A 26,581-nucleotide genomic window follows, 5' to 3' on the forward strand; every position below is an offset into this window, starting at 1 on the left:
GAAGCTGACGTCCGGGGTCAGGTCTTTGTAATCCTTGCAGGCCAGCTCGCAGGTTTTGCACCCGGTGCAACGGCTGGAGTCAATAAAAAATCCATACTGAGTCGTCATCGGTTACTCCTTACGCCTTCTCGATCTGCACCAGATTGGTGTGCTGCGGGTTGCCTTTCGCCAGCGGTGACGGGCGATGGGTGGTCAACGTGTTGATGCATGAGCCGTGGTCGATCCGATCGCCGTTCATGTTGGCGTCGTGCCAGGCCCCCTGGCCCATCGCGCTGACGCCGGGCATGATGCGCGGGGTGACTTTTGCGGCAATGCGCACTTCGCCGCGGTCGTTAAACACGCGCACCATATCGCCGTTTTGAATACCGCGTTGTGCCGCATCAACCGGATTGAGCCACACCTCCTGACGACAGGCGGCTTTCAGCACATCCACGTTGCCGTAGCTGGAGTGGGTGCGCGCCTTGAAGTGGAAGCCAAACAGCTGCAGCGGGTATGTTTTACGTTCTGGGGCATCCCAGCCGTCAAACGTTGAGGCGTACACCGGCAGCGGGCTGATGGTTTCATCTTTTTCCAGCTCCCAGGTGGCGGCAATCTCTGCCAGCTTGCTGGAGTAGATTTCAATCTTGCCTGACGGGGTTTTGAGCGGATGGGCATCCGGATCATCGCGGAATTTTTTATACGCCACGAAGTGTCCGTTGGGATCTTTGCGCTTATAAATGCCCATTTTTTTCAGTTCGTCATAGGACGGAAGCTGCGGATCTTTCGCCAGCATTTTGGCGTACAGATACTGCAGCCACTGCGACTGTGTCCGGCCCTCGGTGAATTTCTGATGGATGTCCGGCCCGAGGCGTTTCGCCACTTCGCTCATGATCCAGTAGATGGGCTTACGCTCAAACTTCGGCGCGGTGACGGGCTGCAGGAAAATCAGATAGCCCATATTGCCCGCATAATCGTTCGGGATGATGTCTTCCTGCTCGACGGTCATGAGGTCCGGCAGCAGGATGTCGGCGTATTTCGCCGAAGAGGTCATAAAGTTGTCGATCACTACGATGGTTTCGCACTTGCTTTCGTCCTGCAGAATATCGTGGGTTTTGTTGATGTCGGAGTGCTGGTTGATGATGGTGTTACCGGCATAGTTCCAGATGAACTTGATCGGCACATCCAGCTTATCCTTGCCGCGCACGCCGTCGCGCAGGGCGGTCATTTCCGGGCCGCGGGCGATGGCATCTGTCCAGCTAAAGCAGGAGATCTGCGTTTTTACCGGGTTTTCCGGCAGCGGCATCCGTTCGATGGTGATGGTATAGGTCGATTCGCGCGCGCCGCTGTTACCGCCGTTGATACCCACGTTGCCGGTTAAGATCGGCAGCATGGCGATGGCGCGCGACGTCAGTTCACCGTTGGCCTGGCGCTGCGGTCCCCAGCCCTGGCAGATATAGGCGGGTTTTGTCGAGCCAATCTCGCGCGCCAGCTTGACGATGCGATCCGCCGGAATACCGGTGATGCGCGAAGCCCACTCCGGGGTTTTTGGCGTATTATCGTCGCCCTGGCCGAGGATATACGCTTTATAGTGCCCATTAGCAGGCGCGCCTTCCGGCAGCGTTTTTTCGTCATAGCCAACGCAGTATTTATCGAGGAACGGCTGGTCAACCAGATTTTCGTTGATTAATACCCATGCAAGTCCGGCTACCAGCGCGGCATCGGTACCCGGACGAATCGGGATCCATTCATCTTCACGTCCGGCAGCGGTGTCGGTATAACGCGGGTCGATGACGATCATCCGCGCATTTGAGCGTTCACGCGCCTGTTCGAGGTAGTAGGTGATCCCGCCGCCGCTCATACGCGTTTCCGCCGGATTATTGCCGAACATCACCACCAGTTTAGTGTTTTCAATGTCGGAGGTGCTGTTGCCATCGTTGCTGCCGTAGGTGTACGGCATCGCGCAGGAAATTTGCGCGGTACTATAGGTGCCATAGTGGCTCAGGAAGCCGCCGTAACAGTTCATCAGGCGCGCCACCAGCGAGGCGTAAGGGGAAGAGCGGGTGATATTGCCGCCCACAATGCCGGAGGAGTAGTTAATGTACACCGCTTCGTTGCCGTATTTTTCCACTACATTTTTCAGGCTGCGGGTCAGGGTATCCAGCGCTTCATCCCAGGAGATGCGCTCAAATTTACCTTCACCGCGTTTGCCCACGCGCTTCATCGGGTAGTTAAGGCGGTCAGGGTGATTAATGCGACGGCGGATGGAGCGTCCGCGAAGACAGGCGCGCACCTGATGATTGCCTTAGATATCCTCCCCGGTATTATCCGTTTCCACCCAGTAAACTTCGTCGTCACGGACATGCAGACGCAGCGCGCAGCGGCTGCCGCAGTTAACCGAGCAGGCTCCCCAGACCACTTTATCTTCAGCAGGCTGTACGGCGTTTTGCACCGCAGCAGCGGCGCTTTTCAATCCAAACGGCAACGAGATACCACCGGCGGCAAGCGCCAGAGAACCTATCGCGGTGGACTTAACGAGTGTTCGGCGGCTAATTCCACCGTGATGTTCGACATCGGACATGACTCACCCCATCATTTTAATTGACTATTATTTTCGCCCGTGATTACAACCGGGCTAATGATGGGGTGAGTGTTACTTATTTGGAGGTATTAAATATTAATCCTCATCAATTCAAGGGGGATTGATGCAAGGAAAGTGGTTAAAAATCACTGCGGTTCGCCTTGCGGACTCTCCTGCGCGCCAGCAGCAGCGCCGCTGCCTGTGCGAGTGTACAAAATTTTGAAGGTATCATTGGCACAATGCCCAACAACCTGCGCATCCGGACGATCGGCCTGATCGTTGGGTACGATGTTCAGCGTAAAGCCAGATTCCGGCACGCCGTTGTTGATGATTTTCTGCTGAATGTCGCTTTTTACACGTTCGCAGGAATCCGGTGCCGCCAGCGCGGCGGTAGAGGCACTCATTAACAGCAGGGCGGTAATCCAGGGTAACCGTTTCATCTGTAGCTCCTTTTCTCTGTGTGTAGATTAATTTTAGCAGAGTTTATGTAAGTATTTGTTTTTGGCTGCACATTCTGAATTTTCTTATAATTTGTTTAAATTTATGGCTTCATGCCGATGGAAGAAAATAATATTCGTGCGACAAAAAAAGGCGGCATTATCACCGCCCAATAATTATATTTCCTTTTTTAAAGCCCACAGATATATCAACAGGGCGTTAAAGAAAAACGAGAGAATAAACAGTATTAGCGTATAGTTTTCATTCCACGTCAGTTCGGTAACAAAACCGAAATGACTTGTGTAGAAATGGTAAAGTTCAATGTCTGGAAGGAAATAGCACAACGCAGAATATATGACAAACAGCATCATGGTTTCGACTATCCAGGTGAATGCTCTTTTTTTTGCGCTCATTAATATACCTGTATTGTACCAAGGGCTTTTAATTCAGAGGTGATCATCATCGCTCCCGAAGCTAACAAAGCATGCATTAAGATTGTGTAGTGCGCATGGTTTGGCAGTGTAATGCATCCGTTACTGATCCCAGACTGCCCAGCGGGGTGCAAGCGGAAAGAACCACGCTCTACGTTATCAATAAATGTAATGTCATCAATATGTTCATCGGCACGATAAAGAGCAAACCAAAAGTCACGGTTGGAGCCACTTTCAAGCTCTTTGATGGTATCTTTCCAGCGTGCTTTTAATCCCCCTCGCGGCCGGGTAACGATGTAATACAACCCCGGTGGTAATGGACCGACTTTCGGAATCGCAACTGCGTCGGGATTATTTCTGTTCGGTCCAGCATTTCCGGAATATGCAGGAAAAAATCCCAGACCTGGACAACTTAATGTTGACAATTGTCCTCCATTTAAATGAAAAGTGCATCGAATCATCTGTCTTTCCACTCATCTGAGAAAATAATGTTACCGTCACAGTGTCTCCATGTTATTTTTTCATAACGCAATGAGATACTTTCGAGATGATTATGCTTTTCAGTAGCCGGGTTTTTTATGTCATGCATAAGAGGGCATATTGCGACAACTTTGACGTTTTCCAGTAACATGTTGAAGTATTCGACTTCCTGGCCAGCGTCGTTAATCTTGTACCATTTGAACTCCGCACTTTTAAACGTCTGCCCCTTTGCTACGGCTTTATAGAGGTAAGGGCTTGAGCTGTCGAATTCCTTCTCAAAAACCAGAGCGCTATGCACGCGCGTGCCTGTTATCTTTCCCGTTAAGCTGTCGGTGGGTAGATGCAGGCCATGTCCGAAGCCTAAAATTTCGATACTTCCTTCACGATCCTGTACATCAACAGCGCCCTTAATATCTGCTCCGCCATCGTCCTTTAGCCAAAGGTATGCAGGAATTGCCATTTTGAAACCCCATTCTCGTTGTTAAAAAGAAGGGTCAGTTAATATCCTGAATTACAGTTGTAGTAGGCAAAAAATGTTATTGAAATTACATATATTTCAGGTGGTTATACATTTCTGACGTGCTATTGGAATTTGCTATAAGTCACATCACCGTCTGGTGTGAAACGAAGAAAAACGAATCACTATTCGTTAACTCTCTGTATTTGCTAATATGATTGGGAATAATCTCCCTGAATCGGTAAATGATGTGAAGAAATACGCAGCGATAACGCTACTGGCCGCGACACTGGTGGGGTGCGACAACAATTCCGCGCCGCTGTCGTTCACGCCTGAGATGGCGAGTTTTTCGAATGAGTTTGATTTTGACCCGCTGCGCGGCCCGGTCAAAGACTTTACCCAGACGCTGTTTAACGACAAGGGCGAGGTCTCCAAACGGGTGACCGGGACGATGTCGACAGAAGGGTGCTTTGATACGCTTGAGCTGCACGATCTTGAAGCGAATACCGGCGTTGCGCTGGTGCTGGATGCCAACTACTACATCGATGCAGAAACCCAGCAGCGAAAAGTGAAACTGCAGGGCAAATGCCAGCTGGCCGAGCTGCCGTCTGCCGGTGTAACGTGGGATACCGATGACAACGGATTTGTGGTCGCGGCGCACGGTAAAGAGATGGAAGTGAAATATCGCTATGACGCGGACGGCTACCCGCTCGGTAAAACCACCGTTTCCGGGGATCAGCACTTATCCGTACAGTCGACACCCTCGAAGGATCTGCGCAAAAGAATGGATTACTCGGCCGTGAGTTTACTGAATGACAAACCGCTGGGGAATGTGAAGCAGAGCTGCGATTACGACCGGCACAATAACCCGGTGAGCTGCGACCTGACCATCACCGACGACAGCGTTAAACCCGCGGTTGAGCGCAAGTACAGCATAAAAAACACCATTGAATACTACTGAGAGTAAAGCCGCGCAGGTTACTGCGCGGTAGGTTTCAGCAGGCTGGCACCAGACGGTTTGTGTCCGGCCAGATGCTGGTGCTGGAAAATGCACATGCGAATGGTGTTGCGGTATTCCCCGTTGATAAAGAACTCGTGGATTAGCTCGCCTTCCACCATAAAGCCCAGCTTACGGTAGATATGGATCGCTTTTTCGTTCTCTTTATCGACGATGAGATAGAGCTTATACAGATTCAGAACGTTGAAACCGTAGTCCATCGCCAGCTTCGCCGCCCGCGAGGCCAGGCCTTTACCCTGATGCTCCGGGGAGATAATGATCTGGAATTCCGCCCGGCGATGCACGTGGTTGATCTCCACCAGCTCAACCAGCCCGGCTTTTTCGCCTTCACACTCCACCACAAAGCGGCGTTCGCTTTGATCGTGAATGTGTTTATCGTACAGATCGGACAGCTCGACAAACGCCTCGTACGGCTCTTCAAACCAGTAGCGCATCACGCTGGCGTTGTTGTCGAGCTGGTGGACGAAGCGCAAATCTTCACGCTCCAGCGGACGCAGTTTAACCTCAAGACCCGGCATTACGGTGCTACCGTACGACCCGTACGACGATCCAGGCAGCGCAGGGTGTTTGGCTCCCAGTAGGCATTAACGTTCGCGCTTTGCTGACACTTATCACGTGCGTCAAAGGCGACATCTTCTTTGTCCCACTCTTTCTCAGCACGCTTGTTCACCTTCTGACGAAGGCTGCGGGTGTCATTCCATTGTTCTTTGTCCATTGCGGCATTCTGGCGGCTCTGCGCGCTATCGCCAGACTCAATAATGAGTTTGCTGGTTTCGGCGGTAGCCGTTGCAGCGAAGGCGAGCGTTGACAGCGCCAGTGCGGCGGTCAGACAAAGGCGTTTGCTTAATGTACTCATAGCGTTTCCTTTTTGAATCGGTGCAGATAATCACGTTCCCCTGTTCAGATTCTACACCAAACAGAAATGACGGCATACCCGCGGCGCGGGTATGGAAAAGTAAACCGTATCATCAGGTATGATGGTTAAATAAATCCTCACCTGAAATGAAATATGATCAAAACAACGCTGTTATTTTTTGCCACCGCGCTCTGTGAAATTATCGGCTGCTTCCTTCCCTGGCTCTGGCTGAAGAGAGGGGCAACCGTGTTACTGCTGATCCCGGCGGGCATCGCGCTGGCGCTGTTTGTCTGGCTGTTAACGCTCCATCCGGCGGCCAGTGGTCGCGTCTATGCCGCCTACGGCGGGGTTTATGTCTGCACCGCGCTGCTATGGTTACGTGTGGTCGATGGGGTAAAACTGAGCGCCTACGACTGGGCCGGGGCCCTGATTGCCCTGTGCGGCATGCTGATAATCGTGGCGGGCTGGGGGCGCGCATGAGCGCCCTGATTTTGTGATCGCTCGCGGATATTTTGATCATTATACTTGTATGGTAGTAGCTCAGTTGCGTAAATTTCCTGCATCACAACATGCGATGTAAGGAAAGGAATTATGAAGATTGTCGGGGCTGAAGTATTTGTCACCTGCCCGGGGCGTAACTTTGTCACCCTTAAAATTACGACCGATGAAGGCATCGTCGGTCTTGGCGATGCCACACTAAACGGACGCGAACTCTCCGTCGCCTCTTACCTGAAAGACCACCTCTGCCCGCAGCTGATTGGTCGCGATGCGCACCGCATCGAAGATATCTGGCAGTTTTTCTATAAAGGCGCGTACTGGCGTCGCGGCCCGGTCACCATGTCGGCAATCTCTGCCGTGGATATGGCGCTGTGGGATATCAAAGCCAAAGCGGCCAATATGCCGCTTTACCAGCTGCTGGGGGGCGCTTCCCGTGAAGGCGTAATGGTCTATTGCCACACCACCGGGCATACCATTGACGACGTGCTGGAAGATTACGCCCGTCATAAAGAGATGGGCTTTAAGGCGATCCGCGTCCAGTGCGGCGTGCCGGGAATGAAAACCACCTACGGCATGTCCAAAGGAAAAGGGCTGGCGTATGAGCCTGCCACCAAAGGGGACTGGCCGGAAGAGCAGCTGTGGTCCACCGAGAAATACCTCGACTTCACGCCGAAGCTGTTCGACGCGGTGCGCAGTAAATTTGGCTTCAACGAACATCTGCTGCATGACATGCACCACCGCCTGACGCCGATTGAAGCGGCGCGTTTCGGTAAGAGCATCGAAGAATTCCGCATGTTCTGGATGGAAGATCCTACGCCTGCTGAAAACCAGGCGTGCTTCCGCCTGATCCGCCAGCACACCGTCACGCCGATTGCCGTGGGTGAAGTCTTTAACAGCATCTGGGATTGCAAGCAGCTGATTGAAGAGCAGCTTATCGACTACATTCGCGCCACCATTACCCATGCAGGCGGGATCACCGGCATGCGTCGTATTGCAGACTTTGCCTCGCTCTACCAGGTGCGGACCGGGTCACACGGCCCGTCCGATCTGTCGCCGATTTGCCATGCTGCCGCGCTGCACTTCGACCTGTGGGTGCCGAACTTCGGCGTGCAGGAATATATGGGCTATTCCGAACAGATGCTTGAAGTCTTCCCACACAACTGGCGCTTCGACAACGGCTATATGCACCCGGGCGACAAGCCGGGTCTGGGTATTGAGTTCGACGAAAAGCTGGCCGCGAAATACCCGTACGATCCGGCCTACCTGCCTGTGGCTCGTCTTGAAGACGGCACGCTGTGGAACTGGTAAACGAGGAGCGAACGATGAAAAGCGTAGTGATCCAACAGCCCAACCAGCTGGTAATTGAAGAGCGTCCACTCCCGCAACCGGGGGCAGGGGAAGTGCGCGTCAGCATTAAACTTGCCGGGATCTGCGGCTCCGACAGCCATATCTACCGCGGACATAACCCCTTCGCGAAATATCCGCGCGTTATCGGCCACGAATTTTTTGGTGTGATTGACGCCACGGGCGAGGGCGTTGACCCCGGACGCCTGGGGCAGCGGGTTTCCGTTGATCCGGTGATCAGCTGCGGGCACTGCTATCCGTGCTCGGTGGGTAAACCGAACGTGTGTACCTCCCTTGTCGTGCTCGGCGTGCATCGCGACGGCGGTTTTGCGGAATACGCCGTGGTACCGGCGAAAAATGCGTGGCCCATCCCGGACGCCATTCCCGATAAACACGCCGTGATGGTCGAGCCCTTTACCATTGCCGCCAACGTCACCGGGCAGGCAAAACCGACGGACCAGGATATCGCCCTGGTGTATGGCGCGGGCCCGATGGGGCTGGTTACCGTGCAGGCGCTGAAAGGTGTCTACAACGTCAGGCAGGTGATTGTCGTCGACCGCATTGATGAACGGCTGGCGATGGCGCAACGCAGCGGCGCGGACTGGGTCCTGAACAACGGTAATCTCGATTTACACAAGGCGCTGGAAGAAAAAGGCATCAAACCGACGTTAATCATTGATGCCGCCTGTCATCCGTCGATTCTGCAGGAAGCGATAACTCTCGCTTCCCCGGCGGCACGTATCGTGCTGATGGGCTTTTCCAGCGATCCGAGCCAGATTGTTCAGCAGGGGATCACCGGCAAAGAGCTCTCGATATTCTCCTCGCGCCTGAATGCCAACAAATTCCCGGTCGTGATCGACTGGCTGGAAAAGGGGCTGATCGATCCTGAAAAACTGATTACCCACACCTTTGACTACCACCACGTGACAGACGCCATCGAACTGTTTGAGAAAGACCAGCGGCAGTGCTGCAAAGTCTTGCTCACCTTCGACCAATAATAATTTACGCGGTTAAGAGCCTGCGCAGACAGGCTCTGAGTGGTACGCATCTTACCTTGCAGAGATAGCCATTATGACTCAAGCACAACCTCAAAGAACGACTTCAGATCTGGTGAAAGCTGCCGTATCCGGCTGGCTGGGCACCGCGCTGGAGTTTATGGATTTTCAGCTCTACTCGCTGGGGGCCGCGCTGGTTTTCCATGAGATCTTTTTCCCGGAACAGTCCGCGGCCATGGCGCTGATCCTGGCGATGGGGACCTACGGCGCAGGCTATATTGCGCGCATCGTCGGCGCCTTTATCTTCGGCAGAATGGGCGACCGGATTGGCCGTAAAAAGGTACTGTTTATTACCATCACCATGATGGGGATCTGTACCACCCTGATTGGCGTATTGCCGACCTACGGCCAGATTGGCATTTTTGCGCCGGTTCTGCTGGTGACGCTGCGCATTATTCAGGGGCTGGGTGCCGGGGCAGAAATCTCCGGTGCGGGAACCATGCTGGCCGAGTATGCGCCAAAGGGCAAACGCGGGATCATCTCCTCGCTGGTGGCGATGGGGACCAACTGCGGAACCCTGAGTGCCACGGCGATCTGGGCGGTGATGTTCTTTGCTCTCGATCGTGAAGAACTGGTGGCATGGGGCTGGCGCGTGCCGTTCCTGGCCAGCGTCGTCGTGATGATCTTTGCCATCTGGCTGCGTATGAATCTGAAAGAGAGCCCGGTCTTCGAAAAAGTGAACGACGCTGAAGCTGCCGTACCGGTGGCGAAGCCGGATACCTCCCTTGGGGCGATGGTGAAAAGCAAATCCTTCTGGCTGGCCACCGGGCTGCGTTTTGGTCAGGCGGGTAACTCCGGTCTGATCCAGACGTTCCTTGCCGGGTATCTGGTACAGACGCTGCTGTTTGATAAAGCGATCCCCACCGATGCGCTGATGATAAGTTCAATCCTCGGGTTTATCTCTATCCCGCTGCTGGGCTGGCTGTCGGACAAAGTCGGTCGCCGTCTGCCGTATATCCTCCTCAACGTTTCCGCCATCATTCTGGCGTACCCGATGCTGTCGATTATCGTCGATAAAAGCTATGCGCCGGGCGTCATTATGCTCTCGATTATTGTCATTCATAACTTCGCGGTGCTGGGGTTGTTCGCGCTGGAAAACATCACCATGGCGGAGATGTTTGGCTCGCGTAATCGCTTTACCCGCATGGCCATCTCCAAAGAGGCGGGCGGTCTGGTGGCGGTGGGCTTTGGTCCGGTGCTGGCGGGGATCTTCTGCAACATGACCGGCTCCTGGTGGCCGATTGTCGCGATGCTGATTGCCTATTCCGTAATTGGTCTGGTTTCAGCCATTTTCATGCCGGAAGTGCGCGACCGTGATTTGAGCGCGGCACAAGACGCGGCTGAACCACAGGTACTGGACAATAAGGCTGGTGAGTCACGCAAATATGGAGCGCTGCTATGAGTTTCATTAATGATAACTTTATGATTAGCAACGCCAGGGGCGTTGCGTTATATCGCGACATCGCGAAAGAATTGCCGATAATTGACTATCACTGTCATCTGGTTGCGAAAGATATTTTCGAAAATAAACCGCTGGAGAATATTACCGAGCTTTGGCTTGCAGGCGATCACTACAAATGGCGCGCTATGCGCGCCAACGGTATAGATGAAAAATACATTACGGGCAGCGCCACCGCAGAAGAAAAATTTGCGGCGTGGGCTGAAACGGTCGACGCCAGTTATGGCAATCCGCTCTATCACTGGACGCATTTAGAACTGCATCACTATTTTTCCTGTGATGAACCGCTGGGCAGCCATAACTGGCGTGAAATAATGGAGCGCTGTAATCGTTTATTACAACAGCCTGATTTTACGCCCCGCGAACTGATTAAACGCTCAAAGGTGGAGGTCATTTGTACCACAGATGCACCGCTGGATGACCTGCGTTACCATCAGTTATTGCGCGATGACGCAACATTCAACGTCAAGGTATTACCGACATTCCGCCCGGATGACGTTTTTACGCCGGATGCGCATCAGTTTGCCGACTTTACCGATCGACTAGCGGAGCTGACGGGGCGGTCCATTCACGCCTTTAGCGATTTTGCTGCTGCGCTCGGCGAGCGTATTGCCAGGTTTCACGACATGGGGTGCCGTATTTCGGATCATGGCCCTGTGGAGATCCATTATCAGGCTGCGGATGACAGTATCGTGGAATCGATATTTGTCCGTAAACGGCAGGGTGAACATCTCAACGCGCGGGATAGCGCGATTCTTGATAGTGCTATTTTTATCATGCTGGCGCGTTATTACCGACAGCATGACTGGGCCATGCAGATACACTTCGGTGCGATACGCAATAATAATACCCGCATGTACCGTGCCCTGGGCATAAATACCGGGTTTGATTCACTGACGGATCAGGTCAATCTTGCTGCGAATATTAATCAGCTGCTGGATGCCATGGCCCTTGCAGACGCGCTGCCAAAAACCATCCTGTATAACCTCAACCCCAGCTACAACGATATTGTCGCGACGACGATCGCCAATTTTCAGAGTGCAGAACTGGGAGTGAAATCACCGATGCAATTCGGCTCAGGCTGGTGGTTTAACGACACCCGTCGCGGGATGGAAAACCAGCTCAACAGCCTGGCAGATCAGGGGCTGTTAATGAATTTTGTCGGCATGCTGACCGACTCCCGCAGCCTGGTCTCCTATACCCGCCACGATTATTTTCGCCGCATTCTGTGCAATATGATCGGCGGTTGGGTGGAGCGGGGAGAAGTCCCTGATAATAACGATATTCTCACGCGGATGATTAAAAATATTTGCCACGACAACGCTAAGAATTATTTCAAATTTTAAATTCACTTCATCAAGTGGGGATGAAATATGTCTCGTGCGGCTAAAAAAATTACCATTCCGGTTAGTATCGGCTACGGACTAACGGATATTATGGGTGGCGGTGCATTTACCGTGATCGGCGCCTGGCTGTTATTTTTCTATACGACATTCGTTGGGCTATCGCCGGTTGAGGCAGCCTCCATTGTCGCCATCGCGCGTATTGTTGATGCCATTGTCAGTCTGTTTATGGGAAGTTTCACCGATCATTTTTACAAAAATTATTTTGGTAAAAAATTTGGTCGTCGACGCTTCTTTTTGCTGATCGGCGCGCCGTTAATGCTGGTCTATGCGTTACTGTGGCTTGATGGCATGACCTACGGTTTTTATCTCGCGGTCTATCTGGCGTTTGAAATTATCGCCGCGATGGTATTGATCCCCTGGGAAACGCTGCCATCGGAAATGACAAAAGACTTTAACCAGCGCACCAAACTTTCTACCTGTCGCATGTTCCTTTCTGCGTCCGGTACCTTCCTGGCGACGTTCATTCCGGGGCTGCTGATTGGCTATTTTGGGGAAAACAGCGCCCATGCTTATCTGATTAACGGCGTTATTTTTGCCGTCCTGTTTATGGTTTGCGTCTTTATCTCGTGGAAGGTGACCTGGGAACGCGAGTTAACCCCGGAGATGCTGGCCGAGCTTGAAACAAGCACGGCGCCCCGAACGCTGACGCAAAAGCTGGCTGCCTTTGGTCGCCTCTTTAAAGAGTATGGTTCAACGCTGAAAATCCGGGCCTTCAGAAAACACCTTGCCATCTACCTGCTGTCGTTTACCGGGAAAGATGTCTACAACACCGTGTTTGTCTTCTTCTGTGTTTACTGCCTGAATGTCTCTTCGTCGCTTGCCGGCACACTGCTGTCGATGAGTATCGTCGGCCTGCCTGTCACGCTGATTGCGGGAGTGGGGATCATTAAATTCGGGCCGTCGAAGCTGTATGTGTTTGCCTACTCGCTGATGATGCTCTGCCTGGGCGGCTTTTTCGCTGTGTATCAAATTCCGGCACTTAATACCGTCGCGACGCTGGTTGTTCTGGCTGGGTTATATCAGGTCGGTCGCTGTGTGCTGGAGTTTACGCCGTGGAACGTTTTCCCGTTCATCCCCGATATTGACGAGATGGTTAGTCGCCAGCGTCGCGAGGGGTTGTTCGCGGCGGTGATGACCTTCTCCCGCAAAACGACCGTGGCTATCGCCACCTTTATTGTGGGGCTGCTGTTACAGAATGGCGGCTTTGTGAAGGGCAGCCAGACACAGCCGGAGGAGGCCATTCATACCATCGCAATGCTGATGTTCATCGGGACTGCGGGCTTACTCATCCTGGCGTTGTGGCAGGCATTAACGTTCCATCTGAACAAGCGTACGCACAAGATCTTCGTGGATGAACTGGACCGCCTGAAAGCAAACGGTTCTCCCCAGCTGGTTTCCGCCGAAGCACGCCGTGTGGTGGAAGATTTGACGGGGTATTCCTACGACAGGCTGTGCCGTGAGCCCGCTGGCCGTTCAGGCGCAGTACCGGCGCGTAATCCTGTGTGACGTTGGTATATATCTTTTTGAAAGATGTCACACAACTTAATTTTGATATCACACCAGTTGGCGCAAAGTTAATGTAAATCAATGTTCCGCTGAACATAACCCGTATGGTGTTGGGCAAGGCCCCAGGGGGTTACTGCCATTCTGGCTGGTGTAGTCAACATGCGCGACCGCGCGCCAACGTGCGGTCGCAGAACTCAGCTTCATTAATTAAACGAGTCTCAACCATGGAAAACCGATTATTACAGGCGAAAGCGACGCTGCCTCAGTACGATCGCGGCAGCCTCCAGGCACGCATTGTTCATTTAGGGTTTGGCGCGTTCCACCGTGCACACCAGGCGGTGTACGCCGATATTCTGGCCGCTGAACACGGCAGCGACTGGGGTTACACAGAAGTGAACCTGATTGGTGGCGAACAGCAGATTGCCGATCTGAACGCGCAGGATAACCTCTATACCGTGGCCGAAATGTCGGCGGACGCGTGGACATCACGGGTCGTCGGTGTGGTCAAAAATGCGCTGCACGCGCAGGTTGACGGGCTGGAGGCCGTACTGGCGGCGATGTGTGAGCCGCAGGTGGCGATTGTGTCGCTCACCATCACCGAAAAAGGCTACTGCCACTCACCGGCCACGGGCAAACTGATGCTCGATCATCCATTGATTGCGGCCGACCTGCAAAACCCGCATCAGCCCAAATCTGCGCCGGGTGTGGTGGTTGAAGCGCTGGCGCGACGCAAAGCGGCGGGGCTGCCTGCCTTTAGCGTTATGTCCTGTGACAACATGCCGGAGAACGGCCACGTTATGCGCAATGTCACCTGTGCCTATGCCCGCGCGGTCGACGCGGAGCTGGCCGCGTGGATTGAGGCCAACGTCACCTTCCCGTCAACCATGGTGGATCGTATTGTGCCAGCGGTGACGCCGGAAACGCTGGATAAAATCGAACAGCTTACTGGCGTACGCGATCCGGCGGGCGTGGCCTGCGAGCCGTTCCGTCAGTGGGTGATTGAAGATAACTTTGTCGCCGGACGTCCGCAGTGGGAAAAGGCGGGGGCGGAGCTGGTGGCCGACGTTATTCCGTTTGAAGAGATGAAGCTGCGGATGCTCAACGGCAGCCATTCTTTCCTGGCGTACCTTGGCTATCTGGCGGGTTATCAGCACATTAACGACTGTATGGAAGATGAACACTACCGTCGTGCCGCCCACGCGCTGATGCTGAAAGAGCAGGCGCCGACGCTGAAAGTAAAAGGGGTTGATTTAGGCCACTATGCCGATCTGCTGATAGCGCGCTACAGCAACCCGGCCCTGCGCCACCGGACCTGGCAAATCGCGATGGACGGCAGCCAGAAACTTCCGCAGCGTATGCTCGATTCCGTGCGCTGGCATCTGGTGCATCAGAAACCTTTCCCACTGCTGGCGCTGGGTGTGGCGGGCTGGATGCGCTATGTCGGCGGGGTGGATGAACAGGGGAACGCCATCGACGTGAGCGATCCTCAGCTGGCGGTGATTCAGGCCGCGGTCAACGGGAGCGCGGAAGGGGAAAGTCGGGTGAAAGCCCTGCTGGGCATTGAAGCCATCTTCGGTAAGGAACTGCCGCACGACACGTGCTTTGTGGAGGCGGTCATGACGGCGTATCAGACCCTTCTGCAAAAGGGCGCGAAAGCCACAGTTGCGCAGTACGCGGCACAGCTGTAATTCAGTCATGCCGCCGTTCGCGGCGGCATGATGTCGCACCGGTTAGTGCATACCCAGGCGAATCAGTTCAATCGGTTCGAACTTACCTTCACATCCTTCCACTTCCACCGTTTTGCTGCGACGTACCTGCGCGGCATCCAGTCCCTCGCTGTGGATCGCTTTAATTACCCCGGTATGCCCGGTGCCGTTAATCATTACGCGGCTGCCGGTGGTAATTGCATTACGGTTACGGTCGTAAGTCATCATGGTATTTTCTCCTCGCTAACACATCCGTTACGGCGCTATTTCAGGTTGTGCCGTCCACGGGGCACTATAAATACGCCTCTCTGGACATCTTTTTTTTGTTTTTGATCAAACTCACACTTTTTTCTTCATTTCGGCAGGGCGATGACGGTTCACGACGGTAATTTACAAAGCGGACAGTTATTTTCTTTAATTGATAATTTCAACGGGTGAGCGTTTAAGTCTGGTTTATATTCCTGATGGCACTCTGGATGCAGTAAATAACGTTTCCTGGAAATAAGGAGTCAGGCTTATGTATAAGAAAATCTTGATGCCTGTTGATGTGTTTGAAATGAATTTAAGCGATAAAGCGGTGCGGCACGCGGCCAACCTGGCGAAGGCTGAAGGTGCATCGATAACCCTGGTCAACATTCTGCCCAACAGCAGCCGCTCGTTACTGCGCGGATTCAATGCAGATATCAGGAAGTTTGAAGAGTATATGACCGCGGAATCCAGCAAAAAGATGAAGGAGTTAACGCGTCTCTTCGATCTCTCCCCGGAGGACATTCATTGTGAGGTGCGTTTCGGCAACGTGCGCGATGAAATTATCAGGATGAGCAAAGAAGGGGAATATGACGTGATTGTTATCGGTTCAAAAAACCCGACTATCACCACGCATCTGCTGGGTTCAAATGCGGAATCTATCCTGCGCTACGCCACTATTCCGGTCCTGGTTGTACGCTAATCTCTCCGCCGCGCCGAAAGGGTGCGGCGAATTTAATCTTCGCTAAACCACTCGCTGTTTTCCTGCCGAATAAGCAGCACGGATTCGCTGATCTCCTGCAGATGGACGGTCATCGCTTTTTCCACACCGTCAGGGTCGCGTTTTTCCAGCGCGCTGAAAATATCATAATGCTGTCGAAGCAACATTTCCGGTGGCGAGACGTGGTCAAGACTCATATAACGCACACGGTCGATCGTGGCTTTAATGTTTTCAATGGTATCCCAGGCCAGCTGACAATCGGCAATTTGCGCCAGCTTCTGGTGAAACTCATCATCGAGCTGAAAGAAGTCGTTAAGCTGTTTGCGGTCGATGGCAATACGCTGCTGATGCAGGTTTTGCTCCAGCCAGTAACACTGGTTGTCATTCATCAGCGTGGCCGCACGCCGGGCCACCGCGCACTCAATGGCCTGACGGACAAAACAGCCGTTACGGACCTGAGAAAGCGATATTTTATTCACATAGCTGCCGCGCTGCGGGCGGATCTGAATCAGGCCGTTTTCAGCAAGCTTGATAAACGCCTCACGTACGGGCTGACGGGAAACGTCAAAACGCACGGATACCTCTTTTTCTGAAAGCGGGGTACCAGGCGGGATCAGGCAATGCACAATATCACGTCGTAATATGCGATAGATTTGCTGGTTAACGGGCTGGGTGGGATTGAGTTGCGATTCAGCGGCCATGAGTTGTCATTTCTCAGAGAGTTAGCCTGAACATACTACCATTCTTTTATACCCTGATACAGACCCGGCCCGCAGGCCGGGAAGGGCAGAGTCAGCCTCGATGGACGTTAAGTCCGGCAAAGCTCTGGCTGACAGGCATCATCTCTACGGTGTTAATATTGACGTGGTTTGGCAACGTCGCGACCCACCAGACCGCTTCAGTGACATCTTCCGGCGTCAGCGCGTTGGCATTTTCGTAGGTTTTATCTGCTTTCGCGTCATCGCCTTTGAAACGCACGTTGGAGAACTCGGTACCGCCCACCAGGCCCGGCTCGATATCCGTGACGCGAATGGCGGTGCCGTGCAGATCGGTACGCAGGTTCAGGCTGAACTGACGCACGAACGCTTTTGTCGCACCATAGACGTTGCCGCCCGCATACGGCCAGCTTCCGGCGGTCGAGCCGATATTGATAATGTGGCCGCGATTGCGCTCCACCATGCCTGGCAGTACGGCGCGGGTCATATACACCAGCCCTTTGTTGTTGGTGTCGATCATGTTTTCCCAGTCTTCCACGCTGGCTTTGTGCGCGGGCTCCATACCCAGCGCCAGACCGGCGTTGTTGACCAGTACGTCAATGGCACGCCACTGCGCGGGAAGGTTGGCAATCATCTCTTCAATGGCGGCGCGGTTGCGCACATCAAGCTGCGCGGTCAGGATATTGTCACCCAACTCTTCTTTCAGCTCCTGCAGACGCTCCTGACGGCGGCCGGTGGCAATCACCTTGTGGCCGTTGGCGACGAAGCGACGCGTGATGCATTCACCAAAACCTGCCGTTGCCCCGGTAACTAAAATAATCATCTCACTGTTCCTCAACGCTTTTTGTGTTGTACTAACATAGCACGCCCTGAGAGGGTGCGTTAAGGCATCATTTGTATGACCGCATTGCGGTCAATGGCGGCCTGGCCTACTCTGGGAAAGTTAACCGTTATCAGGAGTAAAAGATGTCAACCCGTAACCCTTTTTTTGACATTAGCCTGCTGCCTTATCAGGCCCCGCGTTTTGATGAAATCAACGACAGCCACTATCGCCCGGCATTTGATGAGGCCATACGCCAGAAGCGGGCAGATATTGACGCCATCGTCGCGCAAACGGCAGCACCCGATTTCGATAATACGGTACTGGCGCTGGAGAAAAGCGGTGCCATGCTCGCGCGCGTCAGCAGTATTTTCTTTGCCATGACGTCGGCGCACACCAATGCCCGCCTTCAGGAGCTGGAAGAACAGCTCTCAACCGAGCTGGCCGCGCTGGCCAATGATATCTGGCTCAACGACACGTTGTTTTCCCGCGTGGAGAGCGTCTGGCAGGATCGTGAGGCGCTGGATGCTGAGTCCCGCCGACTGGTTGAAGTGACGCACCAGCGCTTCGTGCTGGCCGGGGCGCGACTGAACGACGCTGAAAAAGCTGAACTGAAAGACCTGAACACACAAGTCGCCTCACTGATCAGCCAGTTCAACCAGCGACTGCTGGCCGCAGATAAGGCGGGCGGGCTGGTGGTGGATTATGTTCACCAGCTCGAGGGGTTAAGCGCAGAGGAGATCGCCACGGCTGCTCAGGCCGCCGCCGATAAAGGGCTGAAGGATCGCTGGCTAATCCCCCTCCTGAACACCACCCAACAACCTGCGCTTTCACTGCTTCGCAATCGACAGACCCGTGAAAACCTGTTCAACGCAGGCTGGCTGCGTACGCAGAAAGGCGATGAAAATGATACCCGCGAGTTGATCCTTCGTCTCACGGCATTGCGTGCGCGCCAGGCGCAGCTTTTGGGCTTTGACGACTTTGCGAGCTGGAGCATCGCCGACCAGATGGCAAAAACGCCGGAGGCCGCACTGACCTTTATGCGTGGAATTGTCCCTGCGGCGCGCACCCGTGCGGTGCAGGAACAGGCCGATATCCAGAAAGTCATTGTTGATGAGCAGGGCGGCTTCACCGTGCAGGCCTGGGACTGGGCCTTTTATGCCGAGCGTGTGCGTCAGGCGAAATATGCCCTGGATGAGTCGCAAATTAAGCCGTATTTTGCGCTCAATAACGTACTGCATGATGGCGTATTCTGGACGGCCAGCCAGCTGTTTGGTATCCGCTTCGTCGAGCGCTTCGATATTCCGGTGTATCACCCGGACGTCCGCGTGTGGGAAATTTTCGACCACACTGGAGAAGGCATGGCGCTGTTCTACGGCGATTTCTTCGCCCGCGATTCGAAACAGGGCGGAGCGTGGATGGGGAATTTCGTCGAGCAATCTTATGAATTTGCCTCCCATCCGGTTATCTACAACGTGTGTAACTATCAAAAACCCAGCCACGGAGGCGCCGCGCTGCTCTCCTGGGATGATGTAATAACCCTGTTCCACGAATTTGGTCATACGCTGCACGGCCTGTTTGCCAGTCAGCGCTACGCCACGCTGTCCGGGACCAATACCCCGCGTGATTTTGTTGAGTTCCCGTCGCAAATCAATGAGCACTGGGCCAGCCACCCGCAGGTATTTACCCACTATGCCCGCCATTACGAGACCGGCGAACCGATGCCGGACGCGCTGCGCGAAAGCATGCTCAACGCAACGCATTTCAACAAAGGCTATGACATGACGGAAACGCTCAGCGCCGCGCTGCTGGACATGAACTGGCACGGCATTCGTGAGGCCGTTTCGAGCGTAGAGGAATTTGAAAAAGCAGCGTTGGAAAAAGAGGGGCTGGATCTGCCCGCCGTACCGCCACGTTATCGCAGCAGCTACTTCGCGCATATCTTCGGCGGCGGCTATGCGGCAGGTTATTACGCCTACCTGTGGACGCAGATGCTGGCGGATGATGGCTATCAGTGGTTTGTCGAGCAGGGCGGTTTAACCCGCGAGAATGGGCAAAAATTCCGCGAGGCGATTCTGTCGCGCGGGAACAGCACGGATTTAGCAGAACTGTACCGAAACTGGCGCGGGCACGATCCGAAGATTGAGCCTATGCTGGAGAATCGCGGGCTGAGCGAGTAGCGTCAATTTTGGCTTAAACAGGACCGGGCGGAAGCCCGATTTTTTTGTCCAGTTTTACTCTTCAGAATACCTCTCATTTTTTCCTCATATGAATCCTTATATTCTGTAGAAGTGAACACAAACACAATATTCATCAGTTTCGCTAACCCCTTATTAAACATTCTTATTATTGCAAAAACGAGTAAAATAAAGAATGACGTGCGGGATTTAACGGGTTATAAACTTTACCTCTCTTAACACTTCTGTAACGTCATTGAGGTAAACCCGTGAAGCAGGTTGGCATTGTTGGTTGGCGCGGTATGGTTGGGTCAGTATTGCTGCAACGCATGCTCGAAGAAAATGATTTTAATGATATTGCAGCCAGTTTTTTTAGTACGTCTTCTGTTGGGGCACCTGGGCCTGTCATTAATGGTGTCCGTTCGGTACTTAAAGATGCGTATTCACTGGATGCGCTGGCGGAAATGGATATCATCATTACCTGCCAGGGCGGTGAATATACAAAATCGATGTATCAATCATTAATTGATCATGGTTGGGAAGGTTACTGGATCGATGCCGCATCAGCGCTGCGAATGGACGAAAGAGCCTGTATCATCCTGGATCCTGTGAACCGTGAAAATATCGATGATTCCATCAAAAAGGGCGGTAAACTTTTTGTAGGCGGTAACTGTTCAATCACCTTAAGCCTGATGGGGCTCGCCGGTTTGATCAAGGCCGATCTCATTGAATGGATGAGCGTGATGACCTATCAGTCAGCTTCGGGGGCGGGTGCAAAGCATGTCCGCGAGTTGATCGCCCAAAGTGCATTTGTCACCCGAAATTTAACCCCCGATGAGCTGGAAAACGCAGGCTCGGTGCTTCCTCTGGTCAATAAAGTCAGCGAACTGATTAACAGCAGTGACTTGCCTGTTGAGAATTTTGGCGCGCCGCTGATGGGGAGCATCATTCCCTGGATTGATAGCGACCTGGGGGATGGCAATAGCCGCGAAGAGTGGAAGGGTGAAGCAGAAACAAATAAAATCCTTGGCCTGAAAAAAGGCACCATCCCGGTTAATGGTCTGTGCATTCGTGTTGGTGTAATCAGGTGCCATAGTGCGGCCATTACAATGAAACTCAAACGCGAAGTGGATGAAGCTGAATTTGCTAAAAGGGTAAGCGACGCTCACCCTTGGGTAAAATACGTCCCTAATAATAAAGAGGCCAGCGTCAGCCTGCTTACTCCCGCACATATTAGCGGCACGCTTAAGGTTGGCGTAGGGCGTTATAAAAAAATGGCGCTAAATAATGAACCTGTTTATTCGGTATTGACCGTTGGGGATCAGCTATTATGGGGGGCAGCGGAACCATTACGCCGCATGCTTAATATTTTGCTTAACAGAATATAATGGGTTTAGACCTGTTGTTCATTATTAGCTGAAAACAGAACCGGGCGGACAGTCCGGTTTTTTATGCGCGTTAATGCGGAATAATTTGATCTGGGTTAAAAAAATAAACAATGTTTTGCTTAAGGAGGCTTCGCTATAAAAATTTGTGTTTTTTTGCCGATAACTGTGGATAGCACAAAAATGACGTAATAGCAGTTGAGAAGGCGAAGAATGACCATACCTCAGAAGACCCCTGGCTTTACGGATAGCGAGCATTCTAAAGGACTGATAAATAAAACGTTTACCTATATTGTTACCTTGTTGATAGGTATTTTTATCGCAGCGATAGTGTCATTGCTGATCATTAAAAACAATGTTAATAAAATCAGCGATAAACATGACGAGTTTTTGTTAAGGCAAGCATTAGACGCCCGCCAGGAAAACATGCGCAGCCATTTGAAAGATAATGCTGAGTGGGGAGATGCTTACAAACATCTTCATCAAAAAACTGACCTGAACTGGGCATGGGATAAGCAGAATCTGGGCAAGTCTCTGTATGATAACTTTGGCTACGAAGGCGTGTTTGTGCTGTCCCCGGAGGGAACCACCCGTTACAGCGTGCTTGACGGGAAACTGAAGCACGAAGAGCTGGAACGCTGGTTAGATCAATCCACCATAGACCATTTACTCAGTGAGACGGGCAGTAAAAATGGACTGCCGGTCTCCATGCTCACGCTTATCCATTCCGTCCCCGCCATCGTTTCTGCGGCATGGATAACGACGGGAGATGATACCAGCGTGCAGTCGTTGCCCGGTAAGCCATCAACCATGTTGTTTATCGACACCTTAACGGCTAAGAAACTGCTTGCGATTGGGCACGATGCAGGGATCGAAAACGTCCGCGCGGTCTCTTCTGACGCCCTTGCTGAGACAGACAGTCTGACAGCATTGACGTTACGTACCCAGAATGGCCCAGTCCATATTATCTGGGACACAGAAAACCCCGGCCAGGCATTGATCATTTATTTTTTACCCTTGCTCATTCTGTCTGTCCTTCTGACCCTCGCGCTGACGGCGATCCTGATGCGTCATATTTTGCATAAGGCAAAAATTCATGACGAAAATATCTTTCTCCTTGAGCAGGCTCGGTTAAATCTGATTACCAGTGAAAAACGCTTCAGGGATGTCAGTGAAACCACCAGTGACTGGTTCTGGGAAACGGATTTATCGTTAACGATCACCTGGCTATCAGGGCGTTTTACGACTGTCACGGGCTATGACGAGAGTCAGTGGCTGGGACGCAAGCTGGATGCGCTTTTTCCTTCGACAAACGGTTTATTAAATACGTGCGTCAGGCGGCGTGAGTTATCGGGGCGCTTTGAATTTAAGAACTGCCCGTACACTAACGCTCAACGGTCAACTTCGTACTGCACACTTCTGGCAAAATTCTCTGCTCAGCCTGATGGCACGGTGGTTTTACGGGGGGCGGCATCGGATGTTTCTCTGGAAGTGGAAGCCACCAAACGTGTTGAGTTTCTGTCACGCCATGACGAATTAACGGGCCTTCCCAACCGGTATCATATTAAGGAGTTCCTCACAGGACAGTTGGCTAAAGAGGATATCCACAATTCCCCCTTTGCCATGATTTGCCTTGATTTGGACAAGTTTAAACCCGTGAATGATATTTTCGGCCACTCAACGGGCGATGCCCTGCTTGGCGAGGTTGCCTTACGGCTTAAAAAATGTGTTCGTCGCGGTGATTTTGTCGCACGACAGGGCGGGGACGAATTTATGCTGCTTCTCGACAACACCCGGCACCTGGACCACATAGAAGAGGTGTGTCATCGCATCGTGCAAGAACTCAACCGCCCGTTCACCATTGATGGCAATGATGTGACCATCGGCGTCAGCATGGGCATTGCTCTGGCTCCCCAGGACAGTACCAGTGCAAACGACCTTTTACGCTATGCTGATATTGCGCTTTATCAGGCTAAACAATCCGGTCGAAACCGATGGGTCTATTATCGTCAGGATATGTCGGAAAAGCTGACCGAGCGCAGAAAGCTGGAATTAGCGCTAAAGACCGCAATTCGGGAAGACCAGCTCTATCTGGTTTATCAGCCGCGTTATAACCTCAGACATTCTCGCATCGACGCCGTAGAAGCCCTGGTTCGCTGGCAGCATCCTGAACGTGGAAACATGATGCCCGATCAGTTTATTCCACTCGCTGAAGAAACGGGGCTCATCATCAACCTCAGCAACTGGGTCATTCGTAAGGCCTGTACAGAGACGCATGAAAAACTGCCGGGGCTTTCGGTTTCAGTCAATATTTCAGCCATTGAATTCCAGGCAAGCGATCTCGCCGAAAGAATAAAAGCTATTCTTGATGAAACCGGGCTTGAGCCTACCCGGCTGGAAATAGAGGTGACTGAAAATGTCACGCTCTCTAATCCAGAGAAAACGTTGCAGACCATGATGGCCCTGAAAAAAATGGGGGTGCGTATTCTGATTGATGATTTCGGTACCGGCTATGCCTCTCTGAGCTATCTGCGGAAGTTCCAGTTTGATGGCTTAAAGCTCGATAAAAGCTTTATTTTTTCTTTAGGGGATTCGACACAGAACCAGTCGGTGGTCGAGAAGATCATCGATCTGGGTAAAGCCTATTCCATGGAGGTCACCGCAGAAGGTGTCGAAACCGTAGAACAATTGTCGTTCCTGAAGAAAAATAAGTGTGACGAAGTCCAGGGATATTTACTCGGCAAACCGGCGGCGATTGCAGATTTAAATCTAAAAACCAACCACGTAATTTATTAAGGGTACATGCTGCTTGCCTGGGCCTGCTGATCCGGTAGGCCGGGTAAGCGCAGCGTTACCCGGCGTGCCTGTAATCAAATCGCGTAGTTTTCGCTCTGACGTCTGGCTGATAAACTCGGCTCAACGTTTTGATTTCCGGGCGAACTTGAGATTCAGGCCGCCGCTAACCGAGCCAGCCATCCCGACAAAAGGCAGGAAGTATGTCTCTTCGTTCACTGCGGGCGTTGTGCCTGACGAGTTTTTTTATCGCTGACGTCCGTGACGGTCTCGGTCCTTTTCTCGGTATCTTCCTGACGCAGCGGCACTGGACGCCGGATGACATCGGCTTGCTGATGACCGCCGGAGGTCTGGCAGGACTTCTGGCCACGCTGCCGGCGGGGTTCATCACCGACACCACCAAAAACAAACGTTCCGTTCTGGCGCTGCTCTGTTTGCTGATCACCCTGAGTACGCTGCTGCTCTGGTTTAGCCAGCAGAGTGGCGTTGTCGCGCTCTCGCAAATTGTCACCGGGATCTGCGCGGCGTTCGTGGGGCCACTTATCACCGGGATCACTCTGGGGCTGACGGGGCAGAGCGGGTTTAGCGCGCAGATGGGCAAAAATGAGGCGTTCAATCACGGTGGAAATTTCCTCACGGCACTGATCGCCGGGGGCATTGCGTGGTACTGGGGCATTGGGGGCATCTTCCTGCTGATGACCTGTACAACGCTGTTAACGCTCTGTTCGCTGCTGGCGATACGCAATAAGGATATCGACAATGAGGCGGCGCGCGGCCTGAACGCGTCAGAACATCAGCCGGTGCCGGGTTTCGCCGTACTGATGAAAAACAGAGCCCTGTTCGTGACCGGGCTGACGCTGCTGCTGTTCCATCTGGCGAATGCGGCCCTGTTGCCGATGCTCAGCATGCGGGTCGCTGCCGCACCGGCCAGCGTTAATCCCGGCGTGTTTGCTGCGGCGACGGTGATTATTTCGCAGGCGGTGATGATCCCGGTGGCTATCCTGGCCTCCAGGCGAATCGAACGCGATGGCTACTGGCGTTTAATCATGCTGGCGCTGTTAATCATGCCGGTACGCGCGGCGCTGGCTGCGTCTACCGATGCACCGTTTATGATGATCCCGGTACAAATTCTTGATGGTCTTGCCGCCGGGATCCTGGGCGTGGTGGTGCCGTCATTTATCGTGGTGCTTTTGCGTGGGAGCGGGCACGTTAATGCCGGGCAGAGCGTGGTCATGCTGATGCAGGGGGTTGGCGCATCGATGAGCCCTGCCTTAACCGGGACGATCGCCGGACACTACTCTTTTGCGACGGCCTTCAGTGTGCTGAGCGCTATTGCCCTGGCGGCGGTCCTGCTCTGGTGGCGTTTCCCGAACCGGACCTGGCAGACCGATAACGCCCCGGACGGGGCGTAGCGTATGTGCCGGGCGCAACCGCCACCCGGCATGCCAGGCTTAGACTATCTCGTTAGGACACGCTTCGCCGTTTTCCAGCTGCTGTAAATTCCCCAGCGTGGTTTCGGAAATGCTGATCAGCGCCTCTGCGGTCAGGAACGCCTGGTGCCCGGTAAACAGTACGTTATGGCAGGCTGACAGGCGACGGAACACGTCGTCCTGAATGACGTCGTTAGACTTGTCTTCAAAGAACAGATCGCGTTCGTTCTCATACACGTCCATCCCCAGCGCGCCAATTTTCTGGGTTTTCAGTGCTTCAATTGCCGCCTGAGAGTCAATTAACCCGCCGCGGCTGGTGTTGATGATCATCACGCCGTCTTTCATCTGCTCAAACGCGGTCTGATTCAACAGGTGGTAGTTTTCCGGTGTGAGCGGGCAGTGCAGGGAGATCACGTCAGACTGGGAGAACAGGGTCGGGAGATCGACATATTCCACGCCCAGCTCCAGCGCGGCGGCGCTTGGGTACGGGTCAAATGCCAGCAGGCGCATACCAAAGCCTTTCAGAATGCGCAGGGCGGCCACGCCGATTTTACCGGTACCGATCACGCCTGCGGTTTTACCGTACATGGTAAAGCCGGTCAGTCCTTCCAGAGAGAAGTTCGCATCTCGGGTACGCTGATAAGCGCGGTGAATACGACGGTTCAGGGACATCATCATACCCACAGCATGTTCCGCGACCGCTTCCGGGGAGTAGGCCGGAACGCGAACCACCTTCAGCCCCAGCTCTTTCGCCGCATCAAGATCGACGTTATTGAAGCCCGCGCAGCGCAGGGCGATATACTTTACGCCGTGCTTTTTCAGCTCTTCCAGTACCGGACGACTACCGTCATCGTTCACGAAGATGCAGACGCCTTCACAGCCGTGCGCCGTTTTAGCGGTTTTTTCGGTCAGCAGAAAGTCGAAAAATTCAAGATCGAACCCGTAAGCCTCGTTAACATGTTGCAGATACTTTTTGTCGTACTGCTTTGTGCTATATACCGCGAGTTTCATAAGACTTTCTCCAGTGATTTTACATCCACGTTAGCATGATTAAAATAATCTTACAATTTCTAAAATATTAT

The 26,581-nt window shown here is 53.0% G+C and carries 23 protein-coding genes and 1 pseudogene; 13 read left to right on the forward strand and 11 right to left on the reverse strand.

Going from position 1 to position 26,581, the window contains the following annotated elements:
• The 5 genes and pseudogenes from ACMWKA_RS18560 to ACMWKA_RS18580 form a co-directional block, all read right to left on the reverse strand.
• A partial coding sequence (locus tag ACMWKA_RS18560) for a 4Fe-4S binding protein (RefSeq protein WP_166406541.1) occupies positions 1-108 on the reverse strand: 108 nt, incomplete at its 3' end.
• Positions 109-118: 10 nt separating this feature from the next.
• Positions 119-2,557 (reverse strand): annotated as a pseudogene (gene ynfE, locus ACMWKA_RS18565) (selenate/tellurate reductase subunit YnfE).
• A 146-nt stretch (positions 2,558-2,703) separates the two neighbouring features.
• A complete protein-coding gene (locus ACMWKA_RS18570; protein WP_013096796.1) occupies positions 2,704-2,997 on the reverse strand; it encodes a DUF1161 domain-containing protein in 294 nt (97 codons plus the stop codon).
• Positions 2,998-3,407: 410 nt separating this feature from the next.
• The gene (locus ACMWKA_RS18575) at positions 3,408-3,887 is read right to left on the reverse strand and encodes a DUF2778 domain-containing protein (protein WP_071843268.1); all 480 of its coding nucleotides are present in this window, start codon (positions 3,885-3,887) and stop codon (positions 3,408-3,410) included.
• Positions 3,884-4,366 (reverse strand): Hcp family type VI secretion system effector, encoded by a 483-nt coding sequence (locus ACMWKA_RS18580; protein ID WP_038419302.1) that lies wholly within the window; start codon positions 4,364-4,366, stop codon positions 3,884-3,886. Before ACMWKA_RS18580 ends, ACMWKA_RS18575 begins: the two co-directional genes overlap by 4 nt.
• A gap of 247 nt (positions 4,367-4,613) precedes the next feature.
• Here ACMWKA_RS18580 and ACMWKA_RS18585 point away from each other — a divergent pair, with 247 nt between their 5' ends.
• A complete protein-coding gene (locus ACMWKA_RS18585; RefSeq protein WP_014831730.1) occupies positions 4,614-5,324 on the forward strand; it encodes a YnfC family lipoprotein in 711 nt (236 codons plus the stop codon).
• 17 nt (positions 5,325-5,341) lie between these two features.
• Here the strand turns inward: ACMWKA_RS18585 and speG are convergent, their stop codons facing one another.
• Positions 5,342-5,899: a spermidine N1-acetyltransferase gene (speG, locus tag ACMWKA_RS18590; protein ID WP_013096794.1), complete on the reverse strand. Its 558-nt coding sequence runs from the start codon at positions 5,897-5,899 to the stop codon at positions 5,342-5,344.
• Positions 5,899-6,237: a DUF1283 family protein gene (locus ACMWKA_RS18595; RefSeq protein ID WP_013096793.1), complete on the reverse strand. Its 339-nt coding sequence runs from the start codon at positions 6,235-6,237 to the stop codon at positions 5,899-5,901. Before ACMWKA_RS18595 ends, speG begins: the two co-directional genes overlap by 1 nt.
• A gap of 153 nt (positions 6,238-6,390) precedes the next feature.
• Between ACMWKA_RS18595 and ACMWKA_RS18600 the strand changes: the two genes are divergently transcribed.
• From ACMWKA_RS18600 to ACMWKA_RS18630, 7 genes are all read left to right on the forward strand, one after another.
• A complete protein-coding gene (locus ACMWKA_RS18600; RefSeq protein ID WP_013096792.1) occupies positions 6,391-6,717 on the forward strand; it encodes a YnfA family protein in 327 nt (108 codons plus the stop codon).
• 111 nt (positions 6,718-6,828) lie between these two features.
• On the forward strand, positions 6,829-8,043 hold the full coding sequence (rspA, locus tag ACMWKA_RS18605; RefSeq protein WP_013096791.1) for a starvation-sensing protein RspA: 1,215 nt from the start codon (positions 6,829-6,831) through the stop codon (positions 8,041-8,043).
• Positions 8,044-8,057: 14 nt separating this feature from the next.
• Entirely contained in the window at positions 8,058-9,077 is a 1,020-nt protein-coding gene (locus ACMWKA_RS18610) for a Zn-dependent oxidoreductase (RefSeq protein WP_029882822.1), read from the forward strand.
• A gap of 73 nt (positions 9,078-9,150) precedes the next feature.
• Complete coding sequence (locus tag ACMWKA_RS18615) at positions 9,151-10,536, forward strand: MFS transporter (protein WP_045901048.1); 1,386 nt, start codon at positions 9,151-9,153, stop codon at positions 10,534-10,536.
• Positions 10,533-11,939, forward strand: coding sequence for a glucuronate isomerase (gene uxaC / locus ACMWKA_RS18620; RefSeq protein ID WP_414760488.1), 1,407 nt, complete (start codon positions 10,533-10,535; stop codon positions 11,937-11,939). Before ACMWKA_RS18615 ends, uxaC begins: the two co-directional genes overlap by 4 nt.
• A 27-nt stretch (positions 11,940-11,966) precedes the next feature.
• On the forward strand, positions 11,967-13,505 hold the full coding sequence (locus ACMWKA_RS18625) for an MFS transporter (protein ID WP_414760489.1): 1,539 nt from the start codon (positions 11,967-11,969) through the stop codon (positions 13,503-13,505).
• A gap of 224 nt (positions 13,506-13,729) precedes the next feature.
• Positions 13,730-15,193 (forward strand): mannitol dehydrogenase family protein, encoded by a 1,464-nt coding sequence (locus tag ACMWKA_RS18630; protein WP_100168506.1) that lies wholly within the window; start codon positions 13,730-13,732, stop codon positions 15,191-15,193.
• Between the two features lie 42 nt (positions 15,194-15,235).
• On the opposite strand, the gene ydfZ is transcribed toward ACMWKA_RS18630, so the two are convergent.
• The gene (gene ydfZ, locus ACMWKA_RS18635; RefSeq protein ID WP_013096785.1) at positions 15,236-15,439 is read right to left on the reverse strand and encodes a putative selenium delivery protein YdfZ; all 204 of its coding nucleotides are present in this window, start codon (positions 15,437-15,439) and stop codon (positions 15,236-15,238) included.
• A 289-nt stretch (positions 15,440-15,728) separates the two neighbouring features.
• Between ydfZ and ACMWKA_RS18640 the strand changes: the two genes are divergently transcribed.
• Complete coding sequence (locus ACMWKA_RS18640) at positions 15,729-16,160, forward strand: universal stress protein (RefSeq protein ID WP_038419309.1); 432 nt, start codon at positions 15,729-15,731, stop codon at positions 16,158-16,160.
• A gap of 32 nt (positions 16,161-16,192) precedes the next feature.
• Here the strand turns inward: ACMWKA_RS18640 and ACMWKA_RS18645 are convergent, their stop codons facing one another.
• The gene (locus ACMWKA_RS18645) at positions 16,193-16,879 is read right to left on the reverse strand and encodes a GntR family transcriptional regulator (RefSeq protein ID WP_414760490.1); all 687 of its coding nucleotides are present in this window, start codon (positions 16,877-16,879) and stop codon (positions 16,193-16,195) included.
• Between the two features lie 91 nt (positions 16,880-16,970).
• Entirely contained in the window at positions 16,971-17,717 is a 747-nt protein-coding gene (gene ydfG, locus ACMWKA_RS18650) for a bifunctional NADP-dependent 3-hydroxy acid dehydrogenase/3-hydroxypropionate dehydrogenase YdfG (protein ID WP_020688209.1), read from the reverse strand.
• 143 nt (positions 17,718-17,860) lie between these two features.
• Here ydfG and dcp point away from each other — a divergent pair, with 143 nt between their 5' ends.
• The 4 genes from dcp (at position 17,861) to ACMWKA_RS18670 (ending at position 25,481) form a co-directional block, all read left to right on the forward strand.
• Positions 17,861-19,894 carry a peptidyl-dipeptidase Dcp gene (dcp, locus tag ACMWKA_RS18655; RefSeq protein WP_335280834.1) on the forward strand — a complete coding sequence of 678 codons (2,034 nt, stop codon included), beginning with the start codon at positions 17,861-17,863 and terminating at the stop codon, positions 19,892-19,894.
• Positions 19,895-20,160: 266 nt separating this feature from the next.
• Positions 20,161-21,279 carry an aspartate-semialdehyde dehydrogenase gene (asd, locus tag ACMWKA_RS18660; protein ID WP_284954060.1) on the forward strand — a complete coding sequence of 373 codons (1,119 nt, stop codon included), beginning with the start codon at positions 20,161-20,163 and terminating at the stop codon, positions 21,277-21,279.
• Between the two features lie 210 nt (positions 21,280-21,489).
• Positions 21,490-24,072, forward strand: a complete 2,583-nt coding sequence (locus ACMWKA_RS18665) for an EAL domain-containing protein (protein ID WP_348593572.1) — start codon at positions 21,490-21,492, stop codon at positions 24,070-24,072.
• A gap of 200 nt (positions 24,073-24,272) precedes the next feature.
• A complete protein-coding gene (locus ACMWKA_RS18670) occupies positions 24,273-25,481 on the forward strand; it encodes an MFS transporter (RefSeq protein WP_347479880.1) in 1,209 nt (402 codons plus the stop codon).
• Between the two features lie 39 nt (positions 25,482-25,520).
• Here the strand turns inward: ACMWKA_RS18670 and ACMWKA_RS18675 are convergent, their stop codons facing one another.
• A complete protein-coding gene (locus tag ACMWKA_RS18675; protein ID WP_013096773.1) occupies positions 25,521-26,510 on the reverse strand; it encodes a 2-hydroxyacid dehydrogenase in 990 nt (329 codons plus the stop codon).
• Between the last annotated feature and the right edge of the window lie 71 nt (positions 26,511-26,581).

This window comes from Enterobacter sp. 03-F-07-AD-ECC (genome assembly GCF_047530935.1).
GTDB classification, from domain to species: Bacteria; Pseudomonadota; Gammaproteobacteria; order Enterobacterales; family Enterobacteriaceae; genus Enterobacter; species Enterobacter cloacae.